Source organism: Plectonema radiosum NIES-515, from assembly GCF_025753815.1.
Classification (GTDB): domain Bacteria; phylum Cyanobacteriota; class Cyanobacteriia; order Cyanobacteriales; family Nostocaceae; genus Hassallia; species Hassallia radiosum_A.
Window position 1 is genome coordinate 1 of the sequence record NZ_JAOWRF010000111.1, and the last position, 21,725, is coordinate 21,725.

The 21,725-nt window shown below is 40.3% G+C and carries 21 protein-coding genes; 14 read left to right on the plus strand and 7 right to left on the minus strand.

The genetic code is table 11. The annotated features are described in order from the left end of the window. Positions 1-160: 160 nt before the first annotated feature. Positions 161-3,052 carry an aminomethyl-transferring glycine dehydrogenase gene (gene gcvP, locus OGM63_RS07520; protein WP_263744908.1) on the plus strand — a complete coding sequence of 964 codons (2,892 nt, stop codon included), beginning with the start codon at positions 161-163 and terminating at the stop codon, positions 3,050-3,052. Between the two features lie 695 nt (positions 3,053-3,747). On the opposite strand, the gene OGM63_RS07525 is transcribed toward gcvP, so the two are convergent. Next, positions 3,748-4,773, minus strand: coding sequence for a glutathione S-transferase family protein (locus OGM63_RS07525; RefSeq protein WP_263744887.1), 1,026 nt, complete (start codon positions 4,771-4,773; stop codon positions 3,748-3,750). 162 nt (positions 4,774-4,935) lie between these two features. Then, positions 4,936-5,349, minus strand: coding sequence for an IS200/IS605 family transposase (tnpA, locus tag OGM63_RS07530; RefSeq protein WP_263744888.1), 414 nt, complete (start codon positions 5,347-5,349; stop codon positions 4,936-4,938). Between the two features lie 66 nt (positions 5,350-5,415). Between tnpA and OGM63_RS07535 the strand changes: the two genes are divergently transcribed. Further along, positions 5,416-6,804, plus strand: coding sequence for an RNA-guided endonuclease InsQ/TnpB family protein (locus tag OGM63_RS07535; RefSeq protein WP_263744889.1), 1,389 nt, complete (start codon positions 5,416-5,418; stop codon positions 6,802-6,804). A gap of 277 nt (positions 6,805-7,081) precedes the next feature. On the opposite strand, the gene OGM63_RS07540 is transcribed toward OGM63_RS07535, so the two are convergent. The 3 genes from OGM63_RS07540 to OGM63_RS07550 all read right to left on the minus strand — a co-directional run bounded on the left by OGM63_RS07540 (position 7,082) and on the right by OGM63_RS07550 (position 9,395). Beyond that, a complete protein-coding gene (locus OGM63_RS07540; RefSeq protein WP_263744890.1) occupies positions 7,082-7,234 on the minus strand; it encodes a hypothetical protein in 153 nt (50 codons plus the stop codon). 122 nt (positions 7,235-7,356) lie between these two features. Beyond that, complete coding sequence (locus OGM63_RS07545; RefSeq protein ID WP_263744891.1) at positions 7,357-8,790, minus strand: serine/threonine-protein kinase; 1,434 nt, start codon at positions 8,788-8,790, stop codon at positions 7,357-7,359. 410 nt (positions 8,791-9,200) lie between these two features. Beyond that, positions 9,201-9,395: a hypothetical protein gene (locus OGM63_RS07550; protein WP_263744893.1), complete on the minus strand. Its 195-nt coding sequence runs from the start codon at positions 9,393-9,395 to the stop codon at positions 9,201-9,203. On the opposite strand from OGM63_RS07550, the gene OGM63_RS29760 reads away from it, so the two are divergent. Further along, entirely contained in the window at positions 9,355-9,534 is a 180-nt protein-coding gene (locus OGM63_RS29760; RefSeq protein WP_375340466.1) for an MHYT domain-containing protein, read from the plus strand. The genes OGM63_RS07550 and OGM63_RS29760 overlap by 41 nt on opposite strands. Then, positions 9,470-9,643 carry a hypothetical protein gene (locus OGM63_RS07555; protein WP_263744894.1) on the plus strand — a complete coding sequence of 58 codons (174 nt, stop codon included), beginning with the start codon at positions 9,470-9,472 and terminating at the stop codon, positions 9,641-9,643. Before OGM63_RS29760 ends, OGM63_RS07555 begins: the two co-directional genes overlap by 65 nt. Here the strand turns inward: OGM63_RS07555 and OGM63_RS07560 are convergent. Beyond that, positions 9,621-10,136, minus strand: coding sequence for a hypothetical protein (locus OGM63_RS07560; RefSeq protein ID WP_263744895.1), 516 nt, complete (start codon positions 10,134-10,136; stop codon positions 9,621-9,623). The two genes, OGM63_RS07555 and OGM63_RS07560, sit on opposite strands and share 23 nt — an antisense overlap. Positions 10,137-10,704: 568 nt before the next feature. Here OGM63_RS07560 and OGM63_RS07565 point away from each other — a divergent pair. The 7 genes from OGM63_RS07565 (at position 10,705) to OGM63_RS07595 (ending at position 18,671) form a co-directional block, all read left to right on the plus strand. Next, positions 10,705-11,592 carry an aspartoacylase gene (locus OGM63_RS07565; protein WP_263744896.1) on the plus strand — a complete coding sequence of 296 codons (888 nt, stop codon included), beginning with the start codon at positions 10,705-10,707 and terminating at the stop codon, positions 11,590-11,592. Between the two features lie 104 nt (positions 11,593-11,696). Continuing rightward, positions 11,697-12,038 (plus strand): DUF760 domain-containing protein, encoded by a 342-nt coding sequence (locus OGM63_RS07570; protein WP_263744897.1) that lies wholly within the window; start codon positions 11,697-11,699, stop codon positions 12,036-12,038. A 198-nt stretch (positions 12,039-12,236) separates the two neighbouring features. Further along, positions 12,237-16,019 (plus strand): magnesium chelatase subunit H, encoded by a 3,783-nt coding sequence (gene bchH, locus OGM63_RS07575; protein WP_263744898.1) that lies wholly within the window; start codon positions 12,237-12,239, stop codon positions 16,017-16,019. Positions 16,020-16,304: 285 nt separating this feature from the next. Beyond that, positions 16,305-17,042: a hypothetical protein gene (locus tag OGM63_RS07580; protein ID WP_263744899.1), complete on the plus strand. Its 738-nt coding sequence runs from the start codon at positions 16,305-16,307 to the stop codon at positions 17,040-17,042. 515 nt (positions 17,043-17,557) lie between these two features. Further along, the gene (locus OGM63_RS07585) at positions 17,558-17,995 is read left to right on the plus strand and encodes a hypothetical protein (RefSeq protein WP_263744900.1); all 438 of its coding nucleotides are present in this window, start codon (positions 17,558-17,560) and stop codon (positions 17,993-17,995) included. A gap of 269 nt (positions 17,996-18,264) precedes the next feature. Further along, the gene (locus tag OGM63_RS07590; RefSeq protein WP_263744901.1) at positions 18,265-18,486 is read left to right on the plus strand and encodes a type II toxin-antitoxin system HicB family antitoxin; all 222 of its coding nucleotides are present in this window, start codon (positions 18,265-18,267) and stop codon (positions 18,484-18,486) included. Next, on the plus strand, positions 18,486-18,671 hold the full coding sequence (locus OGM63_RS07595; protein ID WP_263744902.1) for a type II toxin-antitoxin system HicA family toxin: 186 nt from the start codon (positions 18,486-18,488) through the stop codon (positions 18,669-18,671). The genes OGM63_RS07590 and OGM63_RS07595 overlap by 1 nt, the downstream gene beginning before the upstream one ends. Positions 18,672-18,812: 141 nt before the next feature. Here the strand turns inward: OGM63_RS07595 and OGM63_RS07600 are convergent, their stop codons facing one another. Beyond that, positions 18,813-20,075: a tRNA nucleotidyltransferase/poly(A) polymerase-related protein gene (locus tag OGM63_RS07600; protein WP_263744904.1), complete on the minus strand. Its 1,263-nt coding sequence runs from the start codon at positions 20,073-20,075 to the stop codon at positions 18,813-18,815. 87 nt (positions 20,076-20,162) lie between these two features. On the opposite strand from OGM63_RS07600, the gene OGM63_RS07605 reads away from it, so the two are divergent. From OGM63_RS07605 to OGM63_RS07615, 3 genes are all read left to right on the plus strand, one after another. After that, positions 20,163-20,411, plus strand: a complete 249-nt coding sequence (locus OGM63_RS07605) for a Ycf34 family protein (RefSeq protein ID WP_263744905.1) — start codon at positions 20,163-20,165, stop codon at positions 20,409-20,411. 99 nt (positions 20,412-20,510) lie between these two features. After that, complete coding sequence (gene tsaB / locus OGM63_RS07610) at positions 20,511-21,155, plus strand: tRNA (adenosine(37)-N6)-threonylcarbamoyltransferase complex dimerization subunit type 1 TsaB (protein WP_263744906.1); 645 nt, start codon at positions 20,511-20,513, stop codon at positions 21,153-21,155. Positions 21,156-21,484: 329 nt separating this feature from the next. Continuing rightward, a complete protein-coding gene (locus tag OGM63_RS07615; protein WP_263744907.1) occupies positions 21,485-21,691 on the plus strand; it encodes a hypothetical protein in 207 nt (68 codons plus the stop codon). Positions 21,692-21,725: the final 34 nt, after the last annotated feature.

Sequence of the window (21,725 nt, forward strand, 5' to 3'; positions counted from 1 at the left end):
CCTCCCCTCCCCTCATCCGGAGATAAATCATGAAATTTAGATAAACTCGTAAGCAAATTCCGACGCCATAAATATACTTGTTGCAAAATATGAAATAGTCGCGTCTGGAGAAGACTTTGTGGTAATTTATGCTTCTCGTCCTCAGTCAAGCCATGAGCCGATGCTGGGTCAAACAAGTCAAAAGTCAAGTGAGTTTACAGGACGTCACATTGGACCCAATTCCGATGACATCCAACAAATGCTTGAATTATTGGGGATTTCCAACCTCGATGCACTCATCGATAAAACAGTACCCCAAGCAATTCGATTTAAAGAATCTTTACAATTGCCAGAAGCATTAAGTGAATATGCAGCACTGGCAAAGTTAAAACAAATCGCTGTCAAGAATGAAGTTTACCGCTCATTCATTGGCATGGGATATTCTGACTGTATCACCCCGCCTGTAATACAACGCAATATTCTAGAAAACCCCGGATGGTATACAGCTTACACTCCCTATCAGCCCGAAATTGCCCAAGGACGACTCGAAGCGCTGCTGAATTTTCAAACCATGATTATCGATTTGACAGGTTTGGAAATTGCTAACGCTTCCTTGCTTGATGAAGCAACCGCAGCAGCAGAAGCAATGAGTATGAGTTATGGTGTTTGCAAAAATAAGGCAAATACCTACTTTGTATCTCAAGACTGTCATCCGCAAACTATCGACGTGTTGCAGACACGGGCGAAACCTTTAGGAATTAATATCATAGTTGGCGATCATCAAAACTTTGATTTCGCACAACCGCTTTTTGGGGCAATTCTCCAATATCCTGCCAGTGATGGCACAATCTACGACTACCGCGCTTTTATCGAAAAAGCCCATGCTGAGGGTGCATTGGTAACGGTAGCCGCAGATCCATTAAGCTTAACTTTGTTAACACCCCCTGGCGAATTTGGCGCTGATATTGCTGTAGGAAGCACCCAGCGCTTTGGTATTCCCTTGGGGTTTGGGGGACCTCATGCGGCATACTTCGCCACCAAAGAAGAGTATAAGCGACAAGTTCCAGGGCGAATTGTCGGTGTATCAAAAGATTCTCAAGGTAAAGTAGCATTGCGTCTAGCTTTACAAACCCGCGAACAGCACATTCGGCGCGATAAAGCAACTAGTAATATTTGTACAGCCCAAGTACTGCTGGCGGTGATGGCGGGTATGTACGCGGTGTATCATGGTTCTGCTGGAATCAAGGCGATCGCCCAAAGGATACATCATCTGACCTTGATTACATCAGAATGGCTGAAGCGTCTCGGTTACAGCATCAGTTCCGAACCTTTCTTTGATACTCTGCGGGTGGAATTGGGAACCAAACCTCTGCAAGAAATTTTAGAAGCTGCTGAAGCACGTAAAATTAACTTACGGATTTTTGATGAAACTGCTGTTGGTATTTCACTAGACGAGACTACCACTGTTGATGATGTAAAAGATATATGTCGGCTTTTTGCGGGTACAGACGAGCTACCATTTCTTTTGAATGTGCAAGAGTTGAAATGGATAATTCAGAAATCAGGCTTGAAAGATGAACCCTTTAACCGCAAAACCAGCTACCTGACTCATCCTGTCTTCAACTCCTATCATTCAGAAACAGAGTTGTTGCGCTATCTGCACAAGTTAGAAAGTAAAGATTTGTCTTTAACTACATCGATGATTCCCCTAGGGTCGTGTACGATGAAGTTGAATGCAACATCGGAAATGATACCTGTAACTTGGGCAGAATTTGGGAATATTCATCCGTTTGCCCCAAAGTCGCAAACTCAAGGTTATCAAATTCTCTTTCAGCAACTTGAAGAATGGTTAGCTGAAATCACTGGTTTTGCGGGAATTTCTCTCCAACCAAACGCCGGTTCTCAAGGTGAATATACGGGACTTTTGGTGATTTGTGAATATCACGAAAGTCGCAACGAACAACACCGCAACGTCTGCTTAATTCCCACATCAGCACACGGAACAAATCCAGCAAGTGCGGTGATGTGCGGGATGAATGTAGTACCAGTTGCTTGTGACTTAGACGGGAATGTTGATTTAAACGACTTGAAGGCAAAGGCAGAAAAGCATAGCAACCAACTTGCTGCTTTAATGGTGACATATCCCTCAACTCATGGTGTATTCGAGGAGCAAATTCAAGAAATCTGCGCTGTTGTTCACTCTCACGGTGGACAAGTTTACATGGATGGGGCAAATATGAATGCTCAAGTTGGTCTTTGTCGTCCGGGAGATTTTGGTGCAGATGTTTGTCACCTGAACTTGCACAAAACCTTCTGCATTCCTCACGGTGGTGGTGGTCCGGGTATGGGACCAATTGGTGTTGCACAGCATTTGGTGCCGTTTTTACCGGGACATGTTGTGGTGGAAATGCACGAAAATAATCCCAAATCTATTGGTGCGATCGCAGCTGCACCTTGGGGTAGCGCGAGCATTTTGGTGATATCTTGGATGTACATCGCGATGATGGGTGCTGATGGTTTGACGGATGCAACCAAGGTAGCGATTTTGAATGCGAATTACATGGCTAAGAAACTTGAGCAGTATTATCCTGTTTTGTATAAAGGGAAAAATGCTTTAGTTGCTCATGAGTGCATTTTAGACTTGCGATCGCTGAAAAAATCTGCGAATATCGACATTGATGATGTAGCCAAGCGTCTGATGGATTACGGTTTCCATGCACCAACCGTCTCTTGGCCCGTAGCTGGTACAATCATGGTGGAACCCACCGAAAGCGAATCGAAACAAGAGTTAGATCGTTTCTGTGATGCGATGATTGCAATTCGTCAAGAAATCGCCGAAATCGAATCAGGCAAGGTGGATGCTCAAGATAATGTCTTGAAGAATGCACCGCACACTGCCGAAAACCTCATCACCGGTGAATGGAATCATCCTTATTCTCGTGAACAAGCTGCATATCCTGCACCCTGGACTCGTGAACATAAATTCTGGGTGTCTGTAGGTAGAATTGATAATGCCTATGGTGACAGGAATTTTGTTTGCTCTTGTCTACCAATGGAAGCTTATTCACAGTAAACAAACGTCGTGGAAAACAATAGACATCTCCAAAAATTAATTATGCGTTAACCAGAATCCTTGTAGAGACGCAAAATTTTGCGTCTCTACATTCTTTTGCACGACGTTTGTCTAATAGACATCTCCAGAAATTAATTATGCGTTACCCGAAACCTTTGTAGAGACGTGAAATTTCACGTCTCTACATTGTTTTCTGGAGATGTCTAATGTAGAGACGTAGCACAGAATCGTCTAATCAAGGGTTGTGGACAATGCATATTTAATTTTCAAATAGGTTGTCTAGTAGAATCTCACCCTCATATTTTTCCCCTCCTCGCAAGCTGTTATGTATGCATTAGTCACATCTTTCTTAAGATTGCTGTAAATAATTCAGGAAAAGGATTGTACAACAAGGTGATATGTGGATACTTGACAAAAGCAGGACAATGTGTGGGAGAAATTTTCTCTTTCGATCGCTAACTACAAAAATAAGGAGAGGGGAAGGGGGTGATAGCATTTCACATTCATGTGTTACCCAAATCATTCTCTTTTCCCCTGGAATTCGTGCCCCAAGCATTGCTGCGGTCTATTTGTGTCAAAGAGAAAGTAAAATGGTATGAGGTTCTGTTTGTATTGCATCCAAGTGCAGCCCGCTATAGTATCTTCTGGGATGTTGCGATGGGCATTTTCTACTCGTCTACGTACCCGTGCGATCGCTAATTCGGGACTTTCTGACCGCGATTATGTGCTTCCAGCAGAGACGACATATCAGGACCTGCAGGAATAATACTACCAGGATTGAGCGGAAATAGGTTGCCATAATAATCTTGCTTCACACTTTCCACATCGCAGGTGTCAGCCACACGGGGAAGCTGATACATATCACGTAAATAACCTCCCAAATTATGATAATCTTGAATTCGTCGGCGATTACACTTAAACAAACCGTAATACGCACTATCAAAGCGGAATAATGTTGTAAATAAACGAACATCCGCTAACGTGACACGATCGCCGCAAAGATATCGACTTGTTGAAAGTGCTGCGTCAATTTCATCCAAAGTGGCGAACAATTCATCACAAACTAGATTGTAAGCTTCTTGAGTTTGGGCAAAACCGCAACGGTATACCCCGTTGTTGACTGAGTGATAAATTTTCTCATTCCACCAGTCAATTTTTTCTTTTAATTCCTCAGGGTAAAGATTTAGTGTGGGATTTTTAGCAAAGTCGTTAAATTCAGAGTTCAGCATGACAATAATCTCTGCACTCTCATTGTTAACGATAGTTTTCGTTTCTTTGTCCCACAACACCGGAACTGTAGAGCGTCCGCTGTAATTTGGTGCCCCTAGCTGATATAATTGAGCTAGTGTGCGACAATTTTGTTCTTCTTCGTTAAACACCCAACCACCTTCGATTGGTGAAGGAAAGACGATAGATACTGATATTACCTCTTCAAGTCCCTTAAGCGATCGCACTACCAAAGTTCGATGCGCCCAAGGGCAACTCATGCCAACATAAAGGTGATAGCGTCCTGTTGCTGGTTGGTACAAATTTCCGTCTTCTTTGCCAACAAAATTTCTAAACTCGCTCTTCGGACGAATATACTCTCCCGACTGATTGCGTGGTGCGAGTTTCGACATCATCATATGCCAAAGAGTCGTCCAGACAAACTTTCCCAGCTTAATAATCAGCTTCGGGGGGAGAGATTTACCCTTTTTCTGATTGAAATTTTCGTCTTTCATATCTATTAAGGTGCAAACTATATATGTTTATTTTGACTCATACCATTTCTCTATCAGACCCACGCTGAGAAAATACGAAGATGTGTCTGACTACTGATGACACATCTGTGCTTTTAGCCGGGGGATGAAAGCTAGCTGCCTGATTTATCAGGCATTCTAATTTTAATTACTTTTTTGATTCTCAATATATTTTCTTACAACTTCTGTACTCGCCGCACCAGTTGAAGCAACGAAATAACTAGGACTCCAAAGAGAAGGAAGTTTCTTTAGGTGCGGAAAATCGCGTCTGAGGTGATGAGATGCCCTTCCCTTAATCCATCTTGCCACATCAGCAGGGGATTCATGTGTCGGGACATTTAAAAAACAGTGAACATGGTCAGGCATTATTTCTAAGGCGATAAGTCTCCACCCATGCTCAACCACTAACTCTAATATAATTTCTTGCAAACGCTGTGCAACTTCTTTTATTAGCACGGCTTTTCGCCGTTTAGGGACAAATACAAAGTGGTAGTTCAGAGATGAAACTGAGCCGCTTGTGCGCCTGTATTCGTAGTCTGACGGTGATAGTTTAGCCACTAATTAAATGTTGTTGACTTATACTCTGACAACATTTATAGTAAAGGATACAGGAAGTAAAAACAAGTGTATAAAACCTGTTCAATTAGAGCTAAATTCAGTGATGAAGAAACAGCGTTTTGGTTGAATCAGTGCGAGAATGCTAATAGCTTGATAAATTGTGCATTGTATGAAACCAAGAAAATTCATTACGCCAAGTTACAAGAAAACGGTAATGCTTTTACTACTTATTGGCGTGGCGATGAATTGCGTAGTGGCTGGAAAACTTATAGATGCAGCACAACTTACCCAGAGCTAGATTTAATTCTTAAGCAGAATGTGCATTACAAAGCAATGGCTGCACAGTCTGCACAGCAAACGTTAAAATCTGTTGGCGAGTCGATTACAGCTTATAACGGACTGGTAAAAGCTTACTACAACGGTGAGGTGGATAAACCATCTTTACCAAAATATCGTAAGAAGGGAGGTCTAGCTGCGGTCACATTTCCACGTCAGGCTCTAAGCTTTAACGAGGGATATTTCAAGCCTTCAATCAGCAAAGAAAGCAAACCAGAATTACTGACTGAGATTAAATTATATCTCCCAGAGTTTATCGATTCTGGCTGGGTGAGAGAAGTAACGATACGCCCAAACTTTGGTCAATTATGGATTGATTGGGTAATTGATGACGGCTCATGTCCAATAAAAAATAATCCTCAATTAGATTACACGCAAGCATGGAGTTTTGACCACGGCGGATCTAATTGGCTAACAGGTGTCTCGACTCGTGGTAAAAGCTTGATTATTGATGGTCGCAAACTTAGATCATTGAATCAAAGTTATTCACGTTTAGTCGCTAAATATAAGCAAGGAAAATCAGACTTTTATTGGGATTCCAACCTTGATAGGGTTCAACGCAAACGGAATAACCAGATGCGTGACGGCGTTAACAAAGCGGCTAGATTTATCATTAATCAATGCCTTAACGATAAAGTAGGCAACATTGTCATTGGTTGGAATGTTGGGCAAAAGCAAAATTCCAATATGGGCAAACGCAATAATCAAAATTTTGTTGTTATACCCACTAAGCGATTAATAGATAGACTGAAACAACTTTGTCCAGAGTACGGAATTACTTTAACAATAACTGAGGAGGCTTATACTTCTAAAGCATCGTTTCTTGATTGCGACTCCCTGCCCAAACATGGCGAAAAGCCAGAGGGGTGGAAAGCTTCAGGGAACCGGATAGAGCGCGGTTTATACAAAAGTCGTGATGGCTTCATTATCAATGCAGATTGTAATGGAAGCGCCAACATAATGAGAAAAGTAGCCACACAGCTAGGATTAAACCTAGCCAAGGTGGGTAGGGCATCTTTGACAGTGCCACAACGAATTGATTTGTTTACGAGATTAAATAAATCATATCGCAAACGTTGCGGAGTGGGTCTTTTAGACCCCGTAGCAACATCAGTTTAGAATCCCCCGATTTTCAATCGGGGGAGATGTCAAGAAGATTCCCTTAACGCTCTTCTATCACTCTGGGTAAAGAATAATCTCATGAAATCTCTTGGTGAAACTTTCTTTGACTCCCTCTAGCTCAATACCCTCTTCGGTCATAAGTAGAGCAATCCAAAAAGTATATTAGCAATGGAGGCAGGATGATACTGTGTAGAGAATTGCTATATCGGCACCGATTGAAGCTTAAATAACTTTTGTCTTTGACCACGAGCGATCGCCACCCCAATACGCTACATTAGTCGGGGATATGTGGATGATTTGAAAAGCGATCGCACATACTAATGCCAGTAAAAATACAACAAGCAACCAAGTCTTTTTCTAGAACACCATTAGTAGAACTTCTCGTCACTATTGGTAAATATCGACCGCTTTGTTGAACATATGGCATCCTATCGATTTAATCGAATACATGTAGAGACGTAGCACAGAATAGTCTCTACATGGTTTTGGGTTTGATACATTTACTTCCTAAGGAGTGAAATCTGCTGTAAGTGGTTGATACTGATTGCTTTACTGTAATTGCTGGAAATATATTTTATCAGATGGTGCATGTGGATCTTTGCTAGCGAAGGCACAATACGCTCCAGGATTGGCTTTTCCATAATCTTTCAGGAAGTTGAGGCAACTGGAGCGATCGCTAAATGTGGCTGCATAAACTACAAATGAACGTTGATCTGATAGATTTGGATAATCTGGTATCCAAAACACTCCTGGCTGACCATAACCTCCCATTTGTAAAGTCTTAATTTGCTGAACCGCAGTTTGCAGATTTGGGAAGCTAGAATCTGCAATGAAATGAAAATAATTAGGCAGATTAGCGGTGTTAATAATTGCTGATTCCGATGACGGTATTTGAGAACTTCTATTCGCTGATGGAAATGATGAAGTTTCGCCAACTTTTGGTTTTGTCAATAGCGAAGATGTAACTGGTTTATATATCCCTGATTCCGGATAATTTGTCAACAAAAGACCAATAATTACAGATGCACCCATTACTCCACCTGCAATTAAAATCCTCTTGAATAAAATAGCGTTTTGTTTACTGCTTTTAACCACAGACTCGGAAGTAACAGGAATACTTTCCGAATGTTCAAAAAAATTAGGTGTTTTTTGTGGAAGGTAATTTGTCATATTCTGCAAAGCATTCAGCATTGCTTTTGCACTCCAAAAGCGTTCCCTAACATCAAACCGAATTGCTTTATCTAATACCGCTGCCAAATTTGGACTGACAATTTCCCGATCCCAAATATTCTCAGTAGTGTACGAGTCTGTTGCCAATTCTTCTGGCATTTTTCCCGTCAGTAAATATATACCTGTTAGTCCCAAGCTATATAAGTCACTAGCAAAAACCGGACGTCCTGCTGCTTGTTCATTTGGCATAAACCCTGCTGTACCGATGACGATGGAACTGCTAATATTACCTTCGGAATTTACCGTTGTTGCCATCGTTTCTCGCACAGCACCAAAATCAATTAAAACTGGTTTGTTATCACCAGAGCGTAGAATAATATTGTCTGGCTTAATATCGCGATGGATAATGCCTTTGCTATGCACATATTCCAGCACTTCTAACAGACTGATTAAAATCGAGCGTACCTCACTTTCTTTCAGACACCCACTTTCTTTGACTTTTTGACTCAGAGTTTGTCCGCTAACCCATTCTTGTACTAAGTAAAATTGATCGTCGTTTTGAAAGTATGCGTACAGCGTGGGAATTTGCTGGCTTACTCCTCCCAATTCTTCTAAAATAGCAGCCTCTCTTTGAAATCGTCTTTGCACTAACTGGTGAATATCAGGGTTGTTCGCAACTGGTTTGAGTTGTTTAATTACACAAGTTCTTCCCGAAGGCATTTGCGTATCTTCGGCTAAATATGTTTCGCAAAATCCACCAGATCCAAGTATGCTGATAATCCGATAACGATCGCTCAAAAATTTTTGTGTCATTAGTTTTTCTTAACTCCGGTTTGCTGAACATTACATAATATTGTTTAAATTGATACAATCTGTACTTTATACTTCAGGTCTGATAAGATTTTTACTTGATTTTCTTTTGCCTATATTTATCAAACTTATCGCCTGACATTTTTGCTTTAATTATTATACTATACCAGTAGATAAATATAATAAAACACTCATATCACCCTTCTAAAGAATAGATAAATTTCTCTATTTTCTCTGTCCAAAGTTTCAGATTTTTTTTAATTGACAACATATAATAAAACTTCTGCAAGTTTGGGTTGCTGATTACTAAAAAAAGTTCAAAAATCAGTCAAAAAAAGTCAAATCGAACTTGATAAAATTATTTAATTGAGGTGAACTTAATACTGACGGCAAATGTGCCTAGAAAATAGCAGCTACGACCACCTGCGTCTAATATCGCTTTCGATAGCGATCGCTGTCCTAACTTGATATACTGCTTTGGATTTGGCTGAACGGGCAAAAACAGCTTGGTTGATTGGTGCGGCATTTGTTATGGGCATTGGCATTTGGTCGATGCACTTTGTCGCTATGTCGGCATTCAGTCTACCGATACCAATAACATATGACATGCTGACGGTGTTGTTGTCAATATTACCTGCGCTTATTGCCTCCCCAGGAGCACTTTTCTTCGCGAGTCGCCGAAATGGGCGGTATCCTGATAGCTATTGGCATCGTGGACATGCCGATGGAAGCAGACACCATTTATAATCCATTGCTGTTTGCAATTTTGATAGCGATCGCCATTAGTGCCTCAATTTTCGCGTTATCTGTTGCCTTTCAACTCTTGCTTAAAGTTATTGTCGAAGACGTTGAGTAATTTTATTTTGCTGCGGTGCTATTTTGATATCCTGAGCAATAACCGCAGGTTTATTGATATACTTTTTATAGTATTTATCTTGCAGATTCAAATTATACTCCTGCTCAATTTTGGGAATATTCAATCTGCGAACTGGACCTGTAACTTGAACTTCAATATCTCTATCTGCGGGTAGATTGAAAGGCACACCCGAAGCATTAATAACTACAATCGGTTCACTGTCGAATAATTGCTTATCTTTAACTGTGAAAGAACTCCGACCGATTTGATCAAGCGCTTTACTCCTAATAGTCACAGTCCTATACATAAATTCGTTTGCGTTATGAGTAATTTCCGATGTATTAACCAATTTTGAAGCCGGAGTTGCTTCCGGTTGACTAAAATTGCATCCCCGAAACATTGCTGCTAAAAGTGATAAAGCAATCAATACTCCCAAATCTCCAAATCCCCGTTTGGAACCCGTATTATCCTTAGTTTCTTCAGCTTTGCTCATGATCGCAAAATTCCCAAATTTGATTCTTCAACTGTTAAACTATTAATTTAATTAACCAAAAGTGAAAACACAAATTCACAGCCAAAGCTGTTTTATCGTGATTTAATGTTAGGTAAGTACTTTTGTTATTAACTTAACTTTTCTAATTAATTTAATCTTCTATCTAATGGGATAAAAGTCAGACTTGTGGGCATAGAACAATTTTGTTGAGGGGAAAAGGGACTCATGTATGGAAATAAAGCCCCAACCTTGAGCGGTGGACTGTATCGTCCCGTTGAGGTTTGTAAGAAGAGTTGTTTAAATACGTGTATTATATTTCAATGCAGTTCAGTTAAGAAATTGGTGGTAAAAAATGGCATATATGTAGAGACGTAGCTAGCTTAGGTCTCTACGAGGATCTGGGGCTTAACACCAACGGTATTGTATTATATTTTTCTTCCCCATTGCCCATTGCCCAATCCCCTATCTTGTAAATATAATTTATTAATAAACAAAATATTGGACATTTAGTATCATTTTTATCTATTGTTATGGGAAAGACAAGCAATCAGCTTTTTTTTGCAACAGTATGAATAAAATTAATCGAGTAGCAATTATTGGCGGAACACACGGAAATGAGTTCACAGGAGTGTACCTGCTCAAGAAGTTTGAGCAGGACTTAAACTTAGTTAAGCGCCCTAGTTTTGAAACTCTAACATTATTGGGAAATCCCCAAGCTTTTAAAGAAAGCAGACGATATATTCATCAAGATTTAAATCGCAGCTTTTTCAGTCAAGATTTGCAGAATTCAACACTTACTGGTTATGAAGAAATGCGGGCAAAAGTTATTGAAAAAATGCTCGGTCCCAAAGGTAACTCTCAGGTAGATGTAATTATAGATTTGCACAGTACAACTGCAAATATGGGGTTGAGTATCCTTTTAGGTGAACTGCATCCATTTACTCTGCAATTGGCTGCTTATTTGACTTCAATTAATCCAGAGGTAAAAGTTTGTTATACGCAATTTGAAAAAGAAAGTAATTTACTTCGTTCTCTCTGTGATTTTGGTTTTGCGATTGAAGTAGGTCCTGTGGCTCAAGCTGTTTTGAATGCAGAATTATTTCAAAAAACAGAGGAACTTGTTTACGCAGTTTTGGATTATCTAGAAAGAAGCAACCAAGATACAATTGAAAAGAAAAATAGCCCGCTGACACTTTATCGACATATGGGAGCGATTGATTTTCCGAGAAACGAGCATGGGGAAATTAAAGCGATGATTCACCCGCAACTTCAGTTTAAAGATTATCAACCTCTTCATCCCGGCGAGCCGATTTTTCTCACCTTTGATGGTCAAGCGATCGCCTTTGATGGAACATCAACCGTTTATCCAATTTTTATCAACGAAGCGGCATACTATGAAAAGGGCATTGCTATGTGTTTAACCGAAAAGCAACAACTTGAAGTTTCAAACATATAAGTCGAATAAACCGCCCTAAATTAGGTTCGGTTAAGCTGACATCGCTAATAAAAAAAGATTGCTATAGTAGATACAAGTTGATAAAATACTGCTAAATTATTACTATGAACAATCTTTCTAATCGCAATCCAGAAAACTTTGGTTCGGAAGCAATTAACAACAACTTGTGGCAATACATTAAATCGCTAAATCCAGAAATGGTTGCTCAACTATCCAAACCAACTTCACCAGAAGTACTTCAGGCAATCGAACGCACTGTTGTAAGTATGTTGGGTAACTTGCCTTCAGAAGACTTCGACGTTGAAATTACTACCAGTCGCCAACACTTAGGTATGTTGTTAGGCTCTGCCATGCTTAATGGTTACTTCTTACATAACGTACAGCAACGCTTGGAATTTGAAAAGTCATTGCAGTTAACAGAAGTTGATTCAAAAGACACTGTTTAATCTATATGTCCCCACTCATTAACGATAATAAAAACCTACCTACCGTCACCCAGAGACGTTCCGGACGGAACCTCTCTACAATACGTGTAAATTGCGCTCCCATGTTCTAATTAGCCCACTTAGGTGTTATTTGTACGTGAGCCAGCGGCTTCCAGCCTGAGGGCTTAAAATTAAGATGGAGTGTTTACCACTTAGAGCATGAAACGCATCGTCTTGATTGCTGGATTTGAATCGTTTAACGCTGACTTGTATAAAAAAGCAGCTTCAAAGGCTAACTTGCGCTGTGCAGAGTTAGATATCCGCGTGTTTAGCGATCGCGATATTACCACCAAGCGCACCGAGGTGGAAGCAGCACTCCAAGATGCAGATGTGTTTTTTGGCAGCTTACTATTTGATTATGACCAAGTTTTATGGTTACGCGATCGCGTTGCCCAAATTCCCATCCGTTTGGTGTTCGAGTCAGCTTTAGAATTGATGAGTTTAACTAAATTGGGTGATTTTGCCATTGGTGATAAACCCAAAGGAATGCCCAAACCAGTTAAATTCATCCTTGATAAATTTAGCAACGGACGAGAAGAAGATAAACTTGCAGGTTATATCAGCTTCTTAAAAATTGGTCCCAAACTTCTCAAATTTGTGCCAGTGCAAAAAGTGCAAGACTTACGCAACTGGTTAATTATTTATGGTTATTGGAATGCTGGTGGTGCAGAAAATGTAGCCGCATTATTTTGGATATTAGCAGAAAAATATTTAGATTTAAAAATAGGTGAAATTCCTCTGGTTATCGAAACTCCGAATATGGGATTGCTTCATCCCGATTATCAAGGGTTTTTTGAATCTCCTCGCGAGTATTTAAAGTGGTATGAGAAGAGGGGAATGGGGAATGGGGAATGGGGAATGGGGAAATTTTCCCACTCGCCACTTTCAACTCCCCACTCCCCACTCCCAACTCCCCACTCCCCACTTTCTACTCTCTACTCCCCTATAATAGGAATTTTACTTTATCGCAAACACGTTATTACGAAACAACCTTATATTCCGCAATTAATTCGCAGTTTTGAAGAAGCTGGTTTGATACCTTTACCCATTTTTCTTAATGGTGTTGAAGGACATGTTGCCGTGCGAGATTGGATGACCAGCGACTATGAAACGCAGCAACGAAATAATGGTAATATTGAAACTCCTTCACTCTCCAACGAAGCAGTAAAAGTGGATGCGATCGTATCTACAATTGGCTTTCCTTTAGTGGGTGGTCCTGCCGGTTCAATGGAGGCTGGACGGCAGGTAGAAGTAGCAAAACGTATTCTTACTGCCAAGAATGTACCTTACATTGTCGCTGCACCACTACTGATTCAAGATATTCACTCTTGGACACGCCAAGGTATCGGAGGCTTGCAAAGTGTCGTATTATATGCATTGCCAGAATTAGATGGCGCTATTGATACAATTCCCCTTGGTGGGTTGGTGGGAGAACAAATTTATCTAGTTCCCGAACGAGTGCAGAGATTGATTGGCAGGGTGAAAAGTTGGGTTGCTTTGCGACAAAAACCTGCATCACAGAGGAAGATAGCGATTATTTTGTATGGGTTTCCACCTGGGTACGGTGCAACAGGAACAGCTGCATTATTAAATGTACCGCGATCGCTTCTCAATTTTCTCCACGCACTGCAAAATCAAGGTTATGCTGTGGGCAATTTGCCTGAAGATGGAGAAGAATTGATTCGTCAGGTGAAAGACGCAGACGAAGAGATAGGAACCGCAGATAAACGCAGATTAACGCAGATGGATATCAGCGTTCATTCGCGTTCATCTGCGGTTAATACTGTCAACGCCAAAACTCTCGAAAAATGGTTGGGATATCTTCGCACATCTCGCATCGAAAAACAATGGAAATCTCTTACGGGTACGGGGATTAAAACTCACGGTGATGAGTTTCATATTGGCGGGATTGAGTTAGGAAATATTTGGATTGGTGTACAACCACCTTTAGGTATACAAGGTGATCCGATGCGGTTGATGTTTGAGCGAGATTTAACGCCGCATCCTCAATATGCTGCTTTTTATAAATGGCTACAAAATGAGTTTGAAGCTGATGCTGTGGTGCATTTTGGAATGCATGGCACTGTCGAATGGTTGCCGGGATCGCCGTTAGGAAATACGGGTTATTCTTGGTCGGATATTTTGTTAGGAAATTTGCCAAATCTATATATATATGCGGCGAATAATCCTTCTGAATCAATTTTGGCGAAGCGTCGCGGTTATGGTGTGTTGATTTCTCACAATGTACCTCCTTATGGACGTGCGGGTTTGTATAAGGAGTTAATGTCTTTGCGGGATTTGATTGCTGAGTATCGAGAAGATTCGGAAAAGAATTATGCTTTGAAAGAAGTGATTTGTAAGAAGGTTGTTGATACTGGTTTAGATGCTGATTGTCGGTTTGATGAGGCGAAACGCTTGGGGATTTCGTTTAGTCCAGAAAATGTGCGGCTGTTTAGCGGTCATGCTTTTAATGATTATTTGGTGAAGTTGTATGAGTATTTGCAGGTGTTAGAATCTCGGCTTTTTTCTTCGGGTTTGCATACGCTGGGAGAAGCGCCAAACGAGGAGGAAATGGCGGGGTATTTGGAGGCTTATTTTGGAGAAAACGATCCGCGAAGACGCGAAGAACGCGAAGAAGAAGAAATAAGAGGTTTGTTGATGCAATCTACTGATGAGTTGACGAATCTTTTGCGGGGATTAAATGGTGAGTATATTATGCCGGCACCTGGTGGTGATTTATTGCGAGATGGTTCTGGTGTATTGCCTACGGGCAGGAATATTCATGCTTTAGATCCTTATAGAATGCCTTCTGCTGGTGCTTATGAAAGGGGGAGGGAGATAGGTAAAAAAATTATTTCACAGCATTTACAAGAATATAATAAATATCCGGAAACTGTGGCGGTGATGTTATGGGGTTTGGATGCAATTAAGACGAAAGGTGAGTCTTTAGGTATTCTTTTGGAGTTGGTGGGGGCTGAACCTGTGAAGGAGGGGACGGGACGCATTGTTCGTTATGAATTGATGTCTTTGGCTGAGGTTGGACATCCCAGAATTGATGTTTTGGCGAATTTATCTGGTATTTTTCGTGATAGTTTTGTCAATATTATTGAGTTGTTGGATGATTTGTTTCAAAGAGCGGCTGATGCGGATGAATCTGAAGACGAGAATTATATTAGAAAACATGCTTTAGTTTTGAAAGCACAAGGGATAGAAAATGCTTCTGCGAGATTATTTTCTAATCCGGCTGGTGATTTTGGTTCGTTGGTAAATGATAGAGTTGTTGATGGTAATTGGGAATCTGGTGATGAGTTGGGGGATACTTGGCAAGGTCGTAATGTTTTCAGTTACGGTAGAGAGGATAAGGGTCAAGCTAGACCAGAAGTATTAATGGAGTTGTTAAAAACAAGCGATCGCATTGTTCAAGAAATCGATTCGGTAGAATACGGTTTGACTGATATTCAAGAATATTACGCTAATACTGGCGGTTTGAAAAAGGCAGCAGAAAAACAAAGTAAGAAGAAGGTTACAACTAGCTTTGTGGAAAGTTTCTCAAAAGATACCACACCCCGCAATCTCGATGATTTACTGCGGATGGAGTATCGCAGCAAGTTGCTAAATCCTAAATGGGCAGAAGCAATGGCAAATCAAGGTTCTGGTGGTGCGTTTGAAATCTCCCAACGCATGACAGCCTTGATTGGTTGGGGTGGTACTGCGGATTTTACGGATGATTGGGTATACGACCAAGCCGCAGATACTTACGCTTTCGATGCAGAGATGGCGGAAAAATTACGAAACTCGAATCCAGAAGCTTTCCGCAATATTATCGGCAGAATGTTAGAAGCTTCAGGACGCGGTTTTTGGAATGCTGATACAGAGAAGTTAGATAAGTTGCGTCAGTTGTATGAGTTGACAGATGAGGAGTTGGAAGGTGTAACGGTTTAAGCTTTGTAAGTAATATCATGTCCCTTTAATTAACAGTAATAAAAACCTACCTACCGTCGTAGAGACGTTCCACTGGAACGTCTAAACAAAAGTAAGTAATAAACCTGTCATGATACAAGACACATTTTCTACCTATCAAACGTGACACAAAAGATTATTGAGTTTTGTCCGGATGAGTAGATTACCGAGATGTTACTGTTATGTGCTGATGTAATGTAAGTTAAGCTTCACATAACCCAGCAAAATTACTTACTATTTTGCAACTTATCATTCGGAATCATTAACATGACAGAACTTATTATCCGTCTTGAGGATGTCTCACGCAACATATGGCAAGTTTTCGGAGAATACGATTCTTGGAAATCCGATCCAGCTAAATGCCAAAATATACACCAGAAGCTTTTGCATTTCAACAAAAATCATTCACCTGACTCAGACCACATCGATAACGTTATTCAATCTCTATCAAAAGGATATTATCTGATTAAATCTGGTTTAGAATGGCACGAACCTAGCGTTGGTCATAACTCAATTGATAAGCTTACTGATACACATAAAGCCCGTGGTTTACAATGGCAACTTGTGATGGTTTATGGTGGATTTGAAACCATTATAAAGACCTTACTAAAACCTGGGACAACAAGTCTGAAGCCAGAACAAATTCAACTTTTTACGGATAAATGCACTTTACCAAACTACAATTCATTAACTCCACCAGATTCAACACGGGTGAAACTTGAGAAATGGCTGGAAAAACCTTCGTCTGGTAAAAACAGTGCGCTTGCTAATTTTCTTACTCTCGAAAATGGAGATTGCAAGATAATTGAATATTGGATAGTTCAATCTAACTCTATTTCTACATGGATCGATGCAGCAAGACTTGCTAAAGCATTGCGGAATGCAACTGCTCACGGTGCTCTCTCAGCAAGTAAAGTTAAACAATGGGGACTGCAAAAGCCATTGCTCACTTTGTCTGATAATCTTGGAGAAATTGTTGTGGCTGGAATGCAGAAGCTAATATAGGTTTATTCCTAAAATCAAAGACTGGAAGTAAAGATGACCCTTTCTCTGATAACCGAACCTCTTCCTTTGCAACTTAACCCTGATGGGGTTGTCAGAGTAGGGGAAACACGGATAACACTAGATACAGTTGTAGCTGCCTTCTTCACATCCCCGACTTCGTAAGAGTTGTCGGGGCAAATCGTTTTCAGGACTGCTATAGAAAAATATATATACTAACTATAGAGTAGCTGATGTGCAGAAGCGATGCCTACGGCAACCCGAAGCGGGAACGCCTGCGCTATAAAATTAGAACTTACACACTGAATAAATTGTAAACTTTTATGATTTTGTAGGCGATCGCACAGCTTTAATTTACTCCCATATTTACTGTATTAAATGCTGTTAACAATTAACAACCGCTCAAATAACTAATTTTAAGTAATTGCAACAAGTTACATTTTGATAAGTATTTAGTTATAACAGTAATAAGTGTTTAAATACTACTATTAAAAAAATTATAAAATCAGGGTGTAAAAATGAATCTCTCACAGTTTGTGGCATTTTACGAAGCTGGTAAATATGTCTATCAGCTATGGAACGAAATGCAGAATGATGGTAAAGAATATATCAGTGAGACATCGATAAAAAATAATAGCGGTCATATACTAAAAGTTAAAGTTTGTTTTAACAGCGCTCGTCAACGCTATCTGCAAATTAAATTACCGTGGAATGCGGATCGAAAAATCCTCGCAGGGGTAGATAATTATCAACCAGGGGAATACTTAGCTATTAGTCGTGATGAATGGCACATCTTTTTTCTACTTACCAATTTTCAGCATGATAGTGAGCTATATGCTTATGCCGAGAAAATTGTCAATAGGCTAGTAGATAAAGCTAATAATAACGAAAATCAAAAGCGATCGCTTATCTCACCTCCCACACAACTACACCAAGCTAAAAGTCAAGTAGCTTAAATTGCATTAATTGGACGAATTAAATGATAAGAATCTTGAAGATGTTAAAATTTAGTAAATAAAACAAGCTGATGAAGTTTCTTATTACTATCCTTCAAGATGAAGATGGGATGTTCATCTTGAAGGATAGTAATTCCTGGCTGTGTTAGTCAAGGCAAAACCGAAAAAGAGGCTATTATAAACATTCAAGAAGCAATTAAGGAATGTTTAGAGGTTAGGGCTGAAAAACATTCTTTGAAACATCAACTTTTTTTGTGAGGTATCTAGCGATGGAAAACTCTTTTACTGCGGTATTTGAAAAAGTAGATAATTGGTATATTGGCTACATCCAAGAGTTACCTGGTGCTAATGTCCAAGAGAAAACTTTGGAAGAAGCAAGGGAAAGTTTACAGGAAGCGATCGCACTAATCTTAATATCAAATCGGCAACTTGCAGAACAACAACTCTCTGACAAAGATGTTATCCGTGAAAAAATTACAGTCCAAATGTAGTGAAAAGACGTGAACTGATTCGCTATTTGGAAGATAACGGGTGTCTGTTTCTCCGAGAGGGTGGAAAGCATACCATCTACTACAATCCATTAAATAATAGAACTTCGGCAATTCCCAGACATACTGAGATTGTTGATATTCTAGCTGTTAAGATTTGCAAAGATTTGGAAATTCCTCCTCCTTAGTACAACATTGCACAAGTTCGTAACAAATCCTCTTAAAAAACTCTGCGTACCTCTGCGCTTTCCTCAGCGTCCCTCTGCGTTAAAAAAAGGCTACGATTTCACCCAAAGCTGTACTTAGCAAGAATAGCAACTTGTAGGGAGTTAACCCTCAAATAACTGACGTGCAAAAGCGATCGCTTCTCCTGGGGTCGAGATTTTACCTTCAACTTGTGCTACAGCGATTTCCATCAATAGTTTGCCTAATAGTGGCGAAGCTGGAATCTCCAATGCTATAATTAGTTCCTTCCCACTTAATAAGGGTGTGGGATGAGAAACCAGATCGTCAGGGTTCAGGTAGCGGTCGATCAAGGGTGCGATCGCCTCTACCAAAATATCATGTACCACAGCCAAAACTGCTGTAGCCGGGAATACAAAACCGGCTTCTTGAAAGAAAAAATACTGTTCTCGCAAAGACATCTGAGATAATTTTAATTGCGGCAACAGCTTCAGGGCTGTGGTTACACCTTTAATTTCTGCACGGCTATAAGTTAGTTTTTGTAATTCAATTTCCGCAACTTCCGGGTCTGGGTTGACAAGACAAGCGAGTTTAGCAATACTCAACCAAGTAGTTTTAACTGAATCTCTGACATACTCTTGCAATTTTACCCCTAATTGCTGCCAATTTTCTCCTAGTTTCACTGCCCAATCGTCAACTGCTGTTAGTTTAGCAAAACTTTCTGATGTAGCGAACTGGAAAAAAGGCGCAAGTAAATTATCCTCCCAAGCACGAGTAATCCAAGGTGTAGAGTGAGAACTCAAAAGCAAATAATTGATTTCTACCCGAACTCGTTCTGCGGCAACTTCAGTTATATGTGAAGCTAGAGAGCGAATTGCTGTCTGAGTATCTGTCTCAATAGTAAACCCAAGTTGCGCCGCTTGGCGATAAGCTCGCATTAACCGCAAAGGATCGTCTTTAAGATTGGCAGGTGATATCATCCTCATCATGCGCCGTTCTAAATCAGCATAGCCTTGGAGAGGATCGATGATTTCTTGCGTGTGCGGATTGTAGGCGATGGCATTTACGGTAAAATCTCTTCGATGCAAGTCAGTTTCTATAGATTCCCCCGATTGTTGGGCAAAATCAACCGTAGCTTGGGGAAACACCACACGTGCAATTTCTCTTTGCGGATCGAGTAACACAAAACCAGCTTTGTAATGCTTCGCAATTTTTCGCGCTACCTTGACCGCATCACATGGTAAAACAAAATCCAGATCCAAATATTTGCGTGTAGAGACGCGAAATTTCGCGTCTCTACATAATAAGGCATCGCGCACAGCACCACCTACCATGTAAGCTTTTTTTGGCAACAATTCCAGACTAAAAGGATAATCTAAAGACACGTTAGAAGAATTTAAATCATGCATTGTAATAAAAATCAATCCAGCAACTAATGAATTACGATTTGGCTTAAGCTAGATTAACAATAAAGCTCCCTGTATCGTGGTTTTATTATGTGTATTTGTGTCAACTGCCACTATGTAGATAGCTGCATCACCTACAACGCAGTAGAAACGCAGCATGAACAACCTCACTTGACCCAAACCCCAGATTTTGAACCGAATGAACCCTCTATCAACGTTAACATCCGTCCCAAACAGGATTATATTGAAATGGAATGGGATGTTGTCGGTTGTCTCAGCTTTAAGCAAGAAACAGGTAAATGGTCTAAGTTGCGTCCAGGTGAATTAATACCAACTTGATAATGCGTAGTAACGCAATTCATTGCGTTGTCATGACGCAATGAATTGCGTCACTACGAATTATGTATGCTTTAATAAATGTCGTAAATCTAAAATCGCTTGACCACTGAATTAGAAATCCAACCGACAAAATACAGCTTATCGCTACATACCACCACACCCGAATTGGGTTTGGCAATGAGTAACTTTGCTGGAGATACACGTTCTGACGTTTGGAATTTAGAACGTAACGTATCTAGCTTGTTACATCAATATTTAATTAATTTTATTAAACCGCAAACTTGGGCAGATTTGGCGTTTATTGCCGTAGCCAAGGGACCAGGTGGATTTACTGGTACTCGCATCGGGGTTGTGACTGCCAGAACATTAGCACAACAGTTGAATATTCCGGTGTTTGCTATTTCTACATTAGCAGCGATCGCCTGGTCACACAAAGACCCAAACCACAATATCATTGCTGTGCAAATGCCAGCACAACGAGGTCAAGTTTTTGCAGCTATTTATCAACAGATACCTGATGCTTCTGGTTTAATATCTTTGTTGCCTGATACCGTATTTACACCAGAAGCGTGGCAAGAAAAATTAGCTTCAAATACAACTTATCAATTAATCGAAGCCAAATCTGGGTTAGCAGCTACAGTAACCAGCGTGTTGGAACTTGCATATCTTGACTGGCAACAAGGCAAGCGTCCCGATTGGTCTGAGGCTTTACCTTATTATGGGCAGCATCCAGTCGATTTGTAAAAAATAGGGGGAAAGGGACGGAATTATTTGAAATTGGGAAAAATACCGAAAATTACTTCTTCCCCTTGTTACAGCAAATTTCACTCCTGGTTGAGGTACATGCATAAAACCCAAAACCGGCTCCAAGACTACCAAGTGCTACGTCTCTACGTGTATTTAATCACAACGCAATTTGCTGTAAAAAAACCCTTTCCCCTATTTACATCACCTGCATCTTGAGGTTATGACATTAAAGTTATCCACATAATTTCAGTATGTGGTCAATGGTCAGCGTCAAAAACAAACGCTGACAACCAACAATGCTGGGAATAATCCATTAATTAATCACTATGAACAACGCTTTAGATACTATGTATCAGGTAGCATGGCAAATGCCAGTATATTCAACGACGATAGCTCAAACCGTTAGAGATGCTAATCTGATCGGTCAAGTCCAAACAGCTTTTAACCACTTTATCCAAACAGGTCAAGTGTGGGCACTGTTGATTGGGTTAGTTATTGGCTATATGATTCGGAATCTAACCAGCTACGGCTAAAATTTGTGGGGGAGTAAGGAGTGGGGACAAGGGG